The sequence below is a fragment of the Cytobacillus firmus genome, from assembly GCF_023612095.1.
In the GTDB taxonomy this organism is placed as follows: domain Bacteria; phylum Bacillota; class Bacilli; order Bacillales; family Cytobacillaceae; genus Cytobacillus.
The window spans coordinates 880,625-893,029 of sequence record NZ_CP086235.1 but is presented as its reverse complement, the minus strand read 5'-3'; the positions used below and the strand labels follow the sequence as shown (position 1 = coordinate 893,029).

Below are 12,405 nucleotides of genomic sequence, written 5' to 3'. Positions count from 1 at the left end.
TAAGTGGCCAGGCGCCATTTCGGCATCCAGCTGTATATTAAGAATAAATTCCCTGTATCATTTCCTGTGTTATCAGAATAATTCCATCATCTTCTTCGGAAGCACTAATCACAAAGCCGTCAGGTATGTTCATTCCGCTTGGCACAATCGCCTTTTCAATATAGACATTTTCGCCAATCACAGCATCAGGCATGATGACCGATTCTCGGATCACCGTATTCTTCCCAACCCGAACCCCTTGAAAAAGCACTGACTTTTCAACTTCGCCCTCAACCGTACAGCCTTCATTTATCAAGGACTCTACAACCTCTGCTTGAGTTGAAATATACTGTGGAGGGTGGTTCGGATTCACCGAATAAATCCGCCAATCATGATCAAAAAGATTCAGCTCGCATTCATCATCCAGTAAATCCATATTGGCTTCCCACAGGCTCTTGACTGTACCGACATCTTTCCAGTAGCCATTGAATGGGTAAGCGAACAGCTTTTTATTTTCATCAAGCATTAATGGAATGATATCCTTCCCAAAGTCATGACTTGACTCCGGATTGCGGTCATCCATTTCCAGATATTCCTTTAAAACAGACCAATTAAATATATATATTCCCATGGAGGCCAGATTATTTTTTGGGTTTGCTGGTTTTTCCTCAAATTCTGCGACCCGCATTTCCTCATCCGTGTTCATGATGCCGAATCTGCTTGCCTCCGGCCAAGGCACTTCAATTACTGAAATTGTGGCATCCGCGCCTTTTTCAATATGATACTTAAGCATCAGCTCATAATTCATTTTATAAATATGATCACCGGATAAGATCAGGACATATTCTGGATCATATTGCTTTAGATAATTGAGGTTCTGATAAATGGCACTGGCTGTTCCCGTATACCATTTGACTTCCGATGATTCGCTGTAAGGGGGCAGCACTGTCACACCGCCGTTCTTTCTATCAAGATCCCATGCGCTGCCTATGCCAATATACGAATTCAGAACCAGCGGCTGGTATTGTGTCAAAACACCGACTGTATCAATTCCGGAATTGGTGCAATTGCTCAATGTAAAATCAATGATCCTATACTTTCCTCCAAAAGGAACTGCCGGTTTCGCCAGGCTTTTTGTCAGAGAGCTAAGCCTGCTCCCTTTCCCTCCTGCTAACAGCATTGCGACGCACTTTTTCTTTCCCATTTTCCTTCCTCTCCTTCCGATGTTTTACAGGGCGTAATATTGAAATGCCAAATGGCGGAATAGACATTTCCAAACTGAACGGCTTGCCATGAAACTCAATTTCCTCACTCTTAAGGACCCTCTTATTAGTGCAATTTGATCCTCCAAAAATATCATTGTCACTGTTAAAGATTTCCCGATAAGATCCCATATTTGGTACGCCTATACGGTATTTTGGATATATAGCCGGTGTAAAATTACAGACAATCACGAGATAATCATCCTCTTTGGAGCCTTTCCTGATAAAAGAGAAGATGGACTGGTCCGAATTATGACAATCTATCCATTCAAAGCCATCCTGAAGGTGATCAAGCTCAAAAAGAGGCTTGGAACGTTTATATACCTTTATTAATTCTTTTACATAATCATTGGCTTTTTGATGCATCTCGTAATCAAGCAGATGCCAATCAAGCTGACCTTTATCTTTCCATTCGGAAAACTGCCCGAGCTCACTCCCCATGAAAAGAAGCTTCTTGCCGGGATGGGCAATCATGTAGCCTAGCAGGAGCCTGTATTGGGCGAACTTTTGCCAGTAATCTCCCGGCATTTTATCCAGCAGCGATTTTTTCCCATGGACAACTTCATCATGTGAAAAAGGCAGTATGAAGTTCTCTGTAAAAGCATACAAAAGTGAAAATGTCATTTTTCCATGGACAACAGATCGCCTCTCGGGTTCTGTTTCCATATATGTAAGAACGTCATTCATCCAGCCCATATTCCACTTGTAATGAAAGCCAAGCCCCCCATATTGAACTGGTGCAGTCACTTGCGGCCAGTCTGTTGAATCCTCTGCCATCATGAGAAAGGAAGAATCATATTGTGAAACCACTTTATTGAGGTTTTGCAGAAAACCGGTACCAAACGGGTTTTCTGTTTTTCCATCCCGGTTCGGCCAATAAATCATATTAGCAACCGCATCAACCCTGAAGCCGTCAATATGGTATTTCTCCATCCAAAAAACAGCGTTGGAAATAAGAAAGCTCTGCACTTCATTTTTGCCGAGATCAAAATTGGCGGTGCCCCATACCCGGTTCTCTCTGTCGCCTTCTGTTTCATACTCATACAAATACGAACCATCAAACTGATAAAGGCCATGCGCATCTTTGCAGAAGTGCCCCGGCACCCAGTCCAGAATCACCCCAACACCATGCTGGTGGCATTGATCAACAAAATACATAAAATCATGCGGACTGCCATAGCGGCTGGTAACCGAGTAATAACCTGTTCCCTGATAGCCCCAGGAAGCGTCGAGCGGATGCTCAATTAAAGGAAGCAATTCTATATGCGTAAACCCGTGCTCCACTACATATGGTATTAATTCACCTGCAAGCTCCCGGTACGTATAGAGACTGCCCGATTCTTTTTGCTTCCACGAACCAAGATGGACCTCATAAATGACAGCAGACTCTGTAAAAATAGGCTTCTTTTCTTTTTTTGCATCCATTTACCGTCATTCCACTGATAACCGTCCAGCGAATATACTTTAGATGCTGTATTCGGCCTTACTTCTGAAAAAAAGCTATAAGGATCAGCCTTTAATAACCGCTCTCCTTTCTTTGTTGTAATTTCATACTTATACAAGGCACCTTCCATGTCTCCATCAAGCTGAATAATCCAGACACCTTCATTATTCACTCTATGTAAGGTATAGCCTTCTCCATTCCAATCATTGAAATCACCGACTAATCTGATAATTTCAGCATTCGGTGCCCATACACAAAAACGGGTAATCACTGTTCCTCCGTTTGAAACTACATGTGCACCAAATAACTGGTGACTCTCATAAAGCGTCCCTTCATGGAACAAATGCAGCTGATAATCGGTTGGAAACAAAGTATCCACTACCATCCTTCTCCCCACCCAGTCTCGTTTCTTTTGACTTTCCTGTTATATTCGCTGCACCTGGGAAAAGTCCTTGTAAAAGTTTTTTTAATTTTATGACAACAACGTTCATATTCTGCTAATAAACGATAGCATTTTGCCCATTTTAACAGCCTTCGACATAATCTCCGGGAAACTTAGACAAAATAAAACAAAGTATGCAAGTAAGAAATGAAAGGAGAATAATATTTTGAGCAATAAAGAAGAGGAGTTTTTATTGAATGAGGCTTCCAAAAAGGAAATAAGAATCCCGCTATTTGAAGCACCGGATGGAAAGATTATGGCCACCGGCGATATGTTTAGAGGTCCCTATACGGGAATAACTTCTGAAATTGATCTGAATAATCCAGGCAATAAATTAAGCAGGGAAGAAGAGAAATTTGATTAAATGGAGAGCGGACGGAACGCAAAAGGGATCTGCACAAAGACAACAAAAAAGCTGCCAACAAATTGTTGACAGCTTTTTTGTATGACCCCTACGGGATTCGAACCCGTGTTACCGCCGTGAAAGGGCGGTGTCTTAACCGCTTGACCAAGGGGCCAATATGGCGGAGAAGGAGGGATTTGAACCCTCGCGCCGGTTGCCCGACCTACACCCTTAGCAGGGGCGCCTCTTCAGCCACTTGAGTACTTCCCCATATATGGCTCCGCAGGTAGGATTCGAACCTACGACCGTTCGGTTAACAGCCGAATGCTCTACCACTGAGCTACTGCGGAACAATAATTAAAATGGTGGGCCTAAATGGACTCGAACCATCGACCTCACGCTTATCAGGCGTGCGCTCTAACCAGCTGAGCTATAGGCCCATATGTGTCTAGCTTCGGCTCCTGTGAACAGTCGCCTACGCATTTCATTTTGGAGCGGGTGAAGGGAATCGAACCCTCATCATCAGCTTGGAAGGCTGAGGTTTTACCACTAAACTACACCCGCATAAGATTTTAAATGGTGGCTCAGGACGGAATCGAACCGCCGACACAAGGATTTTCAGTCCTTTGCTCTACCGACTGAGCTACTGAGCCATATTAAGTTATTTTGCCTAAATAAAATTTGGCTTCGCCCTTCGTCCCGATTTATCAATCGGTACGCTGAAGTATTTCAAGGCAGCTTATTCGGTCGTGCTCTACCGACTCAGCTACTGAGCCATGTTTTTTTGTGAAAATGGCGGTCCGGACGGGACTCGAACCCGCGACCTCCTGCGTGACAGGCAGGCATTCTAACCAACTGAACTACCGGACCAGATTGCGGGGGCAGGATTTGAACCTGCGACCTTCGGGTTATGAGCCCGACGAGCTACCGGACTGCTCCACCCCGCGACAATATTATTAAGAATAAAATATGGAGGAGGAAAGGGGATTCGAACCCCTGCGCGGTTTGACCCGCCTGTCGGTTTTCAAGACCGATCCCTTCAGCCGGACTTGGGTATTCCTCCGTATAAAAGAAAGTGGTGGACCTTGTAGGACTCGAACCTACGACCGGACGGTTATGAGCCGTCTGCTCTAACCAGCTGAGCTAAAGGTCCAGCATCGTTTAGATAAATGGTAGCGGCGGAGGGGATCGAACCCCCGACCTCACGGGTATGAACCGTACGCTCTAGCCAGCTGAGCTACACCGCCAAAATAATGAAGTAATAATTATGGTGGAGCCTAGCGGGATCGAACCGCTGACCTCCTGCGTGCAAAGCAGGCGCTCTCCCAGCTGAGCTAAGGCCCCAAAAAATAATGGTCGGGAAGACAGGATTCGAACCTGCGACCCCTTGGTCCCAAACCAAGTGCTCTACCAAGCTGAGCTACTCCCCGTAATATGGCGCGCCCGAGAGGAGTCGAACCCCTAACCTTTTGATCCGTAGTCAAACGCTCTATCCAATTGAGCTACGGGCGCAATATTAAATTCTACTGGTGCCGAGGACCGGAATCGAACCGGTACGGTAGTCACCTACCGCAGGATTTTAAGTCCTGTGCGTCTGCCAGTTCCGCCACCCCGGCAATAAATGGAGCGGAAGACGGGATTCGAACCCGCGACCCCCACCTTGGCAAGGTGATGTTCTACCACTGAACTACTTCCGCATAAAAAATGGTGCGGGTGAAGGGAGTCGAACCCCCACGCCTTGCGGCGCCAGATCCTAAGTCTGGTGCGTCTGCCAATTCCGCCACACCCGCAATATAAAATTAAAATGGTGAGCCATGAAGGACTCGAACCTTCGACCCTCTGATTAAAAGTCAGATGCTCTACCGACTGAGCTAATGGCTCATATTCTATAAAAAGAATTGAAGTGGTGCCGGCGAGAGGACTTGAACCCCCAACCTACTGATTACAAGTCAGTTGCTCTACCAATTGAGCTACACCGGCAGCTTGTACATTTAAATTAATGGTGGAGGATGACGGGATCGAACCGCCGACCCTCTGCTTGTAAGGCAGATGCTCTCCCAGCTGAGCTAATCCTCCATTATTAATGCCCGGCAGCGTCCTACTCTCACAAGGGGACAGCCCCTAACTACCATCGGCGCTGAGAAGCTTAACTTCCGTGTTCGGTATGGGAACGGGTGTGACCTTCTCGCTATCGCCACCAGACTATTTTTCAAAGACAAGTTTTATTATACCGTCTTTTCAGGATTTTTCAAGAGGAAATTTTATTTTTTCGTTCCCTCAAAACTAGATAATGCATGAAGAAGTATTTGCCGAGAATCTACCAATAACTTGGTTAAGTCCTCGATCGATTAGTATCAGTCAGCTCCACATGTCGCCACGCTTCCACCTCTGACCTATCAACCTGATCATCTTTCAGGGATCTTACTAGCTTGACGCTATGGGAAATCTCATCTCGAGGGGGGCTTCATGCTTAGATGCTTTCAGCACTTATCCCTTCCGCACATAGCTACCCAGCGATGCCTTTGGCAAGACAACTGGTACACCAGCGGTGCGTCCATCCCGGTCCTCTCGTACTAAGGACAGCTCCTCTCAAATTTCCTGCGCCCACGACGGATAGGGACCGAACTGTCTCACGACGTTCTGAACCCAGCTCGCGTACCGCTTTAATGGGCGAACAGCCCAACCCTTGGGACCGACTACAGCCCCAGGATGCGATGAGCCGACATCGAGGTGCCAAACCTCCCCGTCGATGTGGACTCTTGGGGGAGATAAGCCTGTTATCCCCGGGGTAGCTTTTATCCGTTGAGCGATGGCCCTTCCATGCGGAACCACCGGATCACTAAGCCCGACTTTCGTCCCTGCTCGACTTGTAGGTCTCGCAGTCAAGCTCCCTTGTGCCTTTACACTCTGCGAATGATTTCCAACCATTCTGAGGGAACCTTTGGGCGCCTCCGTTACTTTTTAGGAGGCGACCGCCCCAGTCAAACTGCCCACCTGACACTGTCTCCCGCCCCGATCAGGGGCGCGGGTTAGAATTTCAATACAGCCAGGGTAGTATCCCACCGACGCCTCCACCGAAGCTAGCGCTCCGGCTTCTCAGGCTCCTACCTATCCTGTACAAGCTGTACCAAAATTCAATATCAGGCTACAGTAAAGCTCCACGGGGTCTTTCCGTCCTGTCGCGGGTAACCTGCATCTTCACAGGTACTATAATTTCACCGAGTCTCTCGTTGAGACAGTGCCCAAATCGTTACGCCTTTCGTGCGGGTCGGAACTTACCCGACAAGGAATTTCGCTACCTTAGGACCGTTATAGTTACGGCCGCCGTTTACTGGGGCTTCGATTCAAAGCTTCGCTTGCGCTAACCTCTCCTCTTAACCTTCCAGCACCGGGCAGGCGTCAGCCCCTATACTTCGCCTTGCGGCTTCGCAGAGACCTGTGTTTTTGCTAAACAGTCGCCTGGGCCTATTCACTGCGGCTCATCAGGGCTATTCACCCTAATGAGCACCCCTTCTCCCGAAGTTACGGGGTCATTTTGCCGAGTTCCTTAACGAGAGTTCTCTCGCTCACCTTAGGATTCTCTCCTCGCCTACCTGTGTCGGTTTGCGGTACGGGCACCTTTTCCCTCGCTAGAGGCTTTTCTTGGCAGTGTGGAATCAGGAACTTCGGTACTAAATTTCCCTCGCCGTCACAGCTCAGCCTATGTGGTAACGGGATTTGCCTCGTTACCGGCCTAACTGCTTGGACGCGCTAATCCAGCAGCGCGCTTACCCTATCCTCCTGCGTCCCCCCATTGCTCAAACGGTAAAGAGGTGGTACAGGAATATCAACCTGTTGTCCATCGCCTACGCTTTTCAGCCTCGGCTTAGGTCCCGACTAACCCTGAGCGGACGAGCCTTCCTCAGGAAACCTTAGGCATTCGGTGGATGGGATTCTCACCCATCTTTCGCTACTCATACCGGCATTCTCACTTCTAAGCGCTCCACCAGTCCTTGCGGTCTGGCTTCAACGCCCTTAGAACGCTCTCCTACCACTGACATCGAAAGATGTCAATCCACAGCTTCGGTGATACGTTTAGCCCCGGTACATTTTCGGCGCGGAGTCACTCGACCAGTGAGCTATTACGCACTCTTTAAATGGTGGCTGCTTCTAAGCCAACATCCTGGTTGTCTAAGCAACTCCACATCCTTTTCCACTTAACGTATACTTTGGGACCTTAGCTGGTGGTCTGGGCTGTTTCCCTCTTGACTACGGATCTTATCACTCGCAGTCTGACTCCCATGGATAAGTCTTTGGCATTCGGAGTTTGTCTGAATTCGGTAACCCGATGGGGGCCCCTAGTCCAAACAGTGCTCTACCTCCAAGACTCTTACTACATGAGGCTAGCCCTAAAGCTATTTCGGAGAGAACCAGCTATCTCCAGGTTCGATTGGAATTTCTCCGCTACCCACACCTCATCCCCGCACTTTTCAACGTGCGTGGGTTCGGGCCTCCATCCAGTGTTACCTGGACTTCACCCTGGACATGGGTAGATCACCTGGTTTCGGGTCTACGACCACATACTCATTCGCCCTATTCAGACTCGCTTTCGCTGCGGCTCCGTCTTATCAACTTAACCTCGCATGTAATCGTAACTCGCCGGTTCATTCTACAAAAGGCACGCTATCACCCATTAACGGGCTCTAACTACTTGTAGGCACACGGTTTCAGGATCTCTTTCACTCCCCTTCCGGGGTGCTTTTCACCTTTCCCTCACGGTACTGGTTCACTATCGGTCACTAGGGAGTATTTAGCCTTGGGAGATGGTCCTCCCTGCTTCCGACGGGATTTCTCGTGTCCCGCCGTACTCAGGATCCACTCTGGAGGGAACGAAGTTTCAACTACAGGGCTTTTACCTTCTCTGGCCGGCCTTTCCAGACCTGTTCATTTACCTCATTCCTTTGTAACTCCGTATAGAGTGTCCTACAACCCCAGGAGGCAAGCCTCCTGGTTTGGGCTAATCCCGTTTCGCTCGCCGCTACTCAGGGAATCGCGTTTGCTTTCTCTTCCTCCGGGTACTTAGATGTTTCAGTTCCCCGGGTCTGCCTTCTATACCCTATGTATTCAGGTAAAGATCCTATCCCATTACGGATAGGGGGTTTCCCCATTCGGAAATCTCCGGATCAAAGCTTACTTACAGCTCCCCGAAGCATATCGGTGTTAGTACCGTCCTTCATCGGCTCCTAGTGCCAAGGCATTCACCGTGCGCCCTTTCTAACTTAACCGTATTTGACAGGTTCATCGAAGATGAACACGATCAAAGGTTTTTAACTCTATTTAACATAGAGAATTTACTAAGATGGCGATTACTCGGTTATTGCTTCTTCATAACATTATCTAGTTTTCAAAGAACGAATGAATTGAGAGATTGAACTCTCAAAACTGAACGAACAAAGAACGTCACGTTTCTTGTAAATATTCCTTAGAAAGGAGGTGATCCAGCCGCACCTTCCGATACGGCTACCTTGTTACGACTTCACCCCAATCATCTGTCCCACCTTAGGCGGCTGGCTCCAAAAGGTTACCCCACCGACTTCGGGTGTTACAAACTCTCGTGGTGTGACGGGCGGTGTGTACAAGGCCCGGGAACGTATTCACCGCGGCATGCTGATCCGCGATTACTAGCGATTCCGGCTTCATGCAGGCGAGTTGCAGCCTGCAATCCGAACTGAGAATGGTTTTATGGGATTCGCTTAACCTCGCGGTTTTGCAGCCCTTTGTACCATCCATTGTAGCACGTGTGTAGCCCAGGTCATAAGGGGCATGATGATTTGACGTCATCCCCACCTTCCTCCGGTTTGTCACCGGCAGTCACCTTAGAGTGCCCAACTGAATGCTGGCAACTAAGATCAAGGGTTGCGCTCGTTGCGGGACTTAACCCAACATCTCACGACACGAGCTGACGACAACCATGCACCACCTGTCATCCTGTCCCCGAAGGGGAACGCCCTATCTCTAGGGTTGTCAGGAGATGTCAAGACCTGGTAAGGTTCTTCGCGTTGCTTCGAATTAAACCACATGCTCCACCGCTTGTGCGGGCCCCCGTCAATTCCTTTGAGTTTCAGCCTTGCGGCCGTACTCCCCAGGCGGAGTGCTTAATGCGTTTGCTGCAGCACTAAAGGGCGGAAACCCTCTAACACTTAGCACTCATCGTTTACGGCGTGGACTACCAGGGTATCTAATCCTGTTTGCTCCCCACGCTTTCGCGCCTCAGCGTCAGTTACAGACCAAAGAGTCGCCTTCGCCACTGGTGTTCCTCCACATCTCTACGCATTTCACCGCTACACGTGGAATTCCACTCTTCTCTTCTGCACTCAAGTTCCCCAGTTTCCAATGACCCTCCCCGGTTGAGCCGGGGGCTTTCACATCAGACTTAAGGAACCGCCTGCGCGCGCTTTACGCCCAATAATTCCGGACAACGCTTGCCACCTACGTATTACCGCGGCTGCTGGCACGTAGTTAGCCGTGGCTTTCTGGTCAGGTACCGTCAAGGTACCGGCAGTTACTCCGGTACTTGTTCTTCCCTGACAACAGAGTTTTACGATCCGAAAACCTTCATCACTCACGCGGCGTTGCTCCGTCAGACTTTCGTCCATTGCGGAAGATTCCCTACTGCTGCCTCCCGTAGGAGTCTGGGCCGTGTCTCAGTCCCAGTGTGGCCGATCACCCTCTCAGGTCGGCTACGCATCGTGGCCTTGGTGAGCCGTTACCTCACCAACTAGCTAATGCGCCGCGGGCCCATCTGTAAGTGATAGCGAGATGCCATCTTTCAGCTTTTCCTCATGAGAGGAAAAGAATTATCCGGTATTAGCCCCGGTTTCCCGGAGTTATCCCAGTCTTACAGGCAGGTTGCCCACGTGTTACTCACCCGTCCGCCGCTGACTTCAGGGAGCAAGCTCCCATCCGTCCGCTCGACTTGCATGTATTAGGCACGCCGCCAGCGTTCGTCCTGAGCCAGGATCAAACTCTCCATATAAGAGTTGATTAAGCTCGAGTTGTCTTTTCAAAAAAGACTAATGATTTAAACGTTGACGTTTTGTTCGTTCAGTTTTCAAAGATCAATTTCGCTTGTTATATTTTACCTGATCGCTCCGAAGCGACTTTACCAATATAACATGTTATCCATTAACAAGTCAACAACTTCTTGAAAATGTTTTTTCTCAGTTCAGCTTGCCTTGTTGAGGACAAGAATTAATATACCACGACTCATTAAATGTTTGCAATATAATTTTAAAAAATGTTTTTCTTTATTTCTTCGATGCATATTATTATTTATCTCTTCTCTATTAGATGATCGATTTGGGATCAATGTATTAGACAGCACCATTGAGAAAACAATATTTAACCTAAAAGATCTGTACCAAGTTCTCATAATAGGTGCATGTACATTAAATCAAATTCTTAAGGATAAGTTATATCAATAACATTTTATTAGGAAGCTTTATCAGACATGCCCACATAGTTATCCACTGTAAAACACTTATTATTACAGTTGTCAACAAAGTTACACACACCCTGTGGATAACTTTGTTCACTTTTCCACAGTTTTATTAGCAACCATACAGAATAATAAATTAATACGTAATTTTAAAAAGCACTAGTGTAATCCAAACTTAGAAATAAACTGCAGCTGGTATAAGAACTAGTAATAGTTTGATTTATTTTTCATAATATCTTATTAACTCTACTTTGAAACGGAAGGTGTGAATCATACTGGAAACCGCAGCACTATACCTATCAGTAATCATGGCCGTATTTTTGTTTGCTTATGCTTATGCAGAGGGAATTAAAATTGCAGACTCAGATGAAGAGGTCTACGGAGGCACCTTCATCTTTTCTGTTACAGCTGCATTTATTTTTTCAGCTCTGACCTATGTATTCAGATAAAAAAAAAAAATCTCCCCGCTTCAGGGAGATTTTTTCACTAATATGCCTGTAGACAGCTCCCATTTATCCGGAAACCGTTGTTTTTTTCTTCAATTCTTTCATTCGAATCCTTCTCTCATCTAATAAGAAGAGAGTTATTCCTCCAATTACAATTGTTCCCCCAAGAACTTGTGTCCATATAATAGACTCATGAAGCAAATAATAAGCTAAAACAGCAGCACCAACCGGCTCGAATAAAATGGCCATAGAAATGGTGGAAGTGCTGAGCCACTTTATTGACCAATTAAATAATGTATGTCCGAGCAGAGTGGGTACAAGTGCGAGCAGGATAAAATATACCCAATCACTGGTTCCATACGGAAGTAAGGGTTCTCCGGCGATTAACACATAAAAGAACAATGTAATAGCGCTAATACTGTAAACAACAAAAGTATAAGTGATGAGTGAAAGTCTTTTTCTGACTGTCTGGCCAAACATTAAGTAAGCCGTTACGAGGGCACATGCAATGATTGCCAGTATATCCCCGAACAAAGCAGTCCCGCTGATTTGAAAATCTCCCCAGCTGATAATGACACTGCCTGCAATTGCAAGAAGCCCGCTTAATATTGCTTTCCAGGTAAACTTTTCTTTAAAGAAGAAATATGTACCTGCAAACGCAAAAAGGGGCTGAAGAGTCACAAGAACTGTAGAACTGGCTACAGAGGTGTAGTTCAGCGACTCAAACCAAAGAATAAAATGGAAGGCAAGAAACACACCGGAAATGATGGAATAGATCCAATCCCGCCTTGTAATAAGACGAAGTTCGGGAACATACTTTATAAGAAATACAGGCAACATGAAAAGAACAGAAAAAAATAATCTGTAAAAAGCAATGACTCCCGATGGAGCGCTGGATACCTTCACCAATATTGCCGAAGTAGAGACAGAAACGACGCCAATTGCAAGGACAACATAAGGGTTTATTTTTGTATTAGACATTTTTTATACTCCTTGTTTCGGTTTCCTAATA

Annotated in this window: 3 protein-coding genes, 20 tRNA genes, 3 rRNA genes and 1 pseudogene; 1 reads left to right on the top strand and 26 read right to left on the bottom strand. The window is 46.8% G+C overall.

What is annotated here, in order from left to right; all coding sequences use genetic code 11:
• Positions 1-37 precede the first annotated feature (37 nt).
• Entirely contained in the window at positions 38-1,183 is a 1,146-nt protein-coding gene (locus LLY41_RS04570; RefSeq protein WP_095244542.1) for a glucose-1-phosphate adenylyltransferase, read from the bottom strand.
• Positions 1,125-3,070, bottom strand: a pseudogene (gene glgB, locus LLY41_RS04565) (1,4-alpha-glucan branching enzyme). Before glgB ends, LLY41_RS04570 begins: the two are co-directional and overlap by 59 nt.
• A gap of 223 nt (positions 3,071-3,293) precedes the next feature.
• On the opposite strand from glgB, the gene LLY41_RS04560 reads away from it, so the two are divergent.
• Positions 3,294-3,491 carry a hypothetical protein gene (locus LLY41_RS04560; protein ID WP_304587052.1) on the top strand — a complete coding sequence of 66 codons (198 nt, stop codon included), beginning with the start codon at positions 3,294-3,296 and terminating at the stop codon, positions 3,489-3,491.
• A gap of 82 nt (positions 3,492-3,573) precedes the next feature.
• Here LLY41_RS04560 and LLY41_RS04555 read toward each other — a convergent pair.
• From LLY41_RS04555 to LLY41_RS04440, 24 genes are all read right to left on the bottom strand, one after another.
• Positions 3,574-3,645, bottom strand: a tRNA-Glu gene (locus LLY41_RS04555).
• 4 nt (positions 3,646-3,649) lie between these two features.
• A tRNA-Ser gene (locus LLY41_RS04550) sits at positions 3,650-3,740 on the bottom strand.
• Between the two features lie 5 nt (positions 3,741-3,745).
• A tRNA-Asn gene (locus LLY41_RS04545) sits at positions 3,746-3,820 on the bottom strand.
• 13 nt (positions 3,821-3,833) lie between these two features.
• Positions 3,834-3,910, bottom strand: a tRNA-Ile gene (locus LLY41_RS04540).
• 50 nt (positions 3,911-3,960) lie between these two features.
• A tRNA-Gly gene (locus LLY41_RS04535) sits at positions 3,961-4,034 on the bottom strand.
• Between the two features lie 13 nt (positions 4,035-4,047).
• Positions 4,048-4,123 (bottom strand) — tRNA-Phe (locus LLY41_RS04530).
• A gap of 140 nt (positions 4,124-4,263) precedes the next feature.
• A tRNA-Asp gene (locus LLY41_RS04525) sits at positions 4,264-4,340 on the bottom strand.
• Positions 4,341-4,343: 3 nt separating this feature from the next.
• Positions 4,344-4,417 (bottom strand) — tRNA-Met (locus tag LLY41_RS04520).
• A gap of 23 nt (positions 4,418-4,440) precedes the next feature.
• A tRNA-Ser gene (locus tag LLY41_RS04515) sits at positions 4,441-4,533 on the bottom strand.
• Between the two features lie 13 nt (positions 4,534-4,546).
• Positions 4,547-4,623: transfer RNA gene (locus LLY41_RS04510), tRNA-Ile, on the bottom strand.
• A 17-nt stretch (positions 4,624-4,640) separates the two neighbouring features.
• Positions 4,641-4,717: transfer RNA gene (locus tag LLY41_RS04505), tRNA-Met, on the bottom strand.
• A 21-nt stretch (positions 4,718-4,738) separates the two neighbouring features.
• Positions 4,739-4,814: transfer RNA gene (locus LLY41_RS04500), tRNA-Ala, on the bottom strand.
• Positions 4,815-4,823: 9 nt separating this feature from the next.
• Positions 4,824-4,900, bottom strand: a tRNA-Pro gene (locus tag LLY41_RS04495).
• A 5-nt stretch (positions 4,901-4,905) separates the two neighbouring features.
• Positions 4,906-4,982: transfer RNA gene (locus LLY41_RS04490), tRNA-Arg, on the bottom strand.
• Between the two features lie 15 nt (positions 4,983-4,997).
• Positions 4,998-5,086, bottom strand: a tRNA-Leu gene (locus LLY41_RS04485).
• A gap of 6 nt (positions 5,087-5,092) precedes the next feature.
• Positions 5,093-5,167: transfer RNA gene (locus LLY41_RS04480), tRNA-Gly, on the bottom strand.
• A gap of 8 nt (positions 5,168-5,175) precedes the next feature.
• Positions 5,176-5,260, bottom strand: a tRNA-Leu gene (locus LLY41_RS04475).
• Between the two features lie 15 nt (positions 5,261-5,275).
• Positions 5,276-5,351, bottom strand: a tRNA-Lys gene (locus LLY41_RS04470).
• A gap of 23 nt (positions 5,352-5,374) precedes the next feature.
• A tRNA-Thr gene (locus LLY41_RS04465) sits at positions 5,375-5,450 on the bottom strand.
• 20 nt (positions 5,451-5,470) lie between these two features.
• Positions 5,471-5,546: transfer RNA gene (locus LLY41_RS04460), tRNA-Val, on the bottom strand.
• Between the two features lie 9 nt (positions 5,547-5,555).
• Positions 5,556-5,672 (bottom strand): 5S ribosomal RNA (rrf, locus tag LLY41_RS04455).
• 126 nt (positions 5,673-5,798) lie between these two features.
• Positions 5,799-8,734: ribosomal RNA gene (locus tag LLY41_RS04450) — 23S ribosomal RNA — on the bottom strand.
• Positions 8,735-8,935: 201 nt separating this feature from the next.
• Positions 8,936-10,485 (bottom strand): 16S ribosomal RNA (locus LLY41_RS04445).
• Together the 16S, 23S and 5S rRNA genes with 20 tRNA genes alongside form the textbook arrangement of a ribosomal RNA operon.
• Before the next feature lie 974 nt (positions 10,486-11,459).
• Complete coding sequence (locus tag LLY41_RS04440) at positions 11,460-12,374, bottom strand: DMT family transporter (protein ID WP_304587051.1); 915 nt, start codon at positions 12,372-12,374, stop codon at positions 11,460-11,462.
• Positions 12,375-12,405 lie beyond the last annotated feature (31 nt).

What these genes read in the sequence shown, in the direction of transcription:
- LLY41_RS04440 (WP_304587051.1), bottom strand. Translation starts at nt 12,374, where the DNA reads ATGTCTAATACAAAAATAAACCCTTATGTTGTCCTTGCAATTGGCGTC.
- LLY41_RS04570 (WP_095244542.1), bottom strand. Translation starts at nt 1,183, where the DNA reads ATGGGAAAGAAAAAGTGCGTCGCAATGCTGTTAGCAGGAGGGAAAGGG.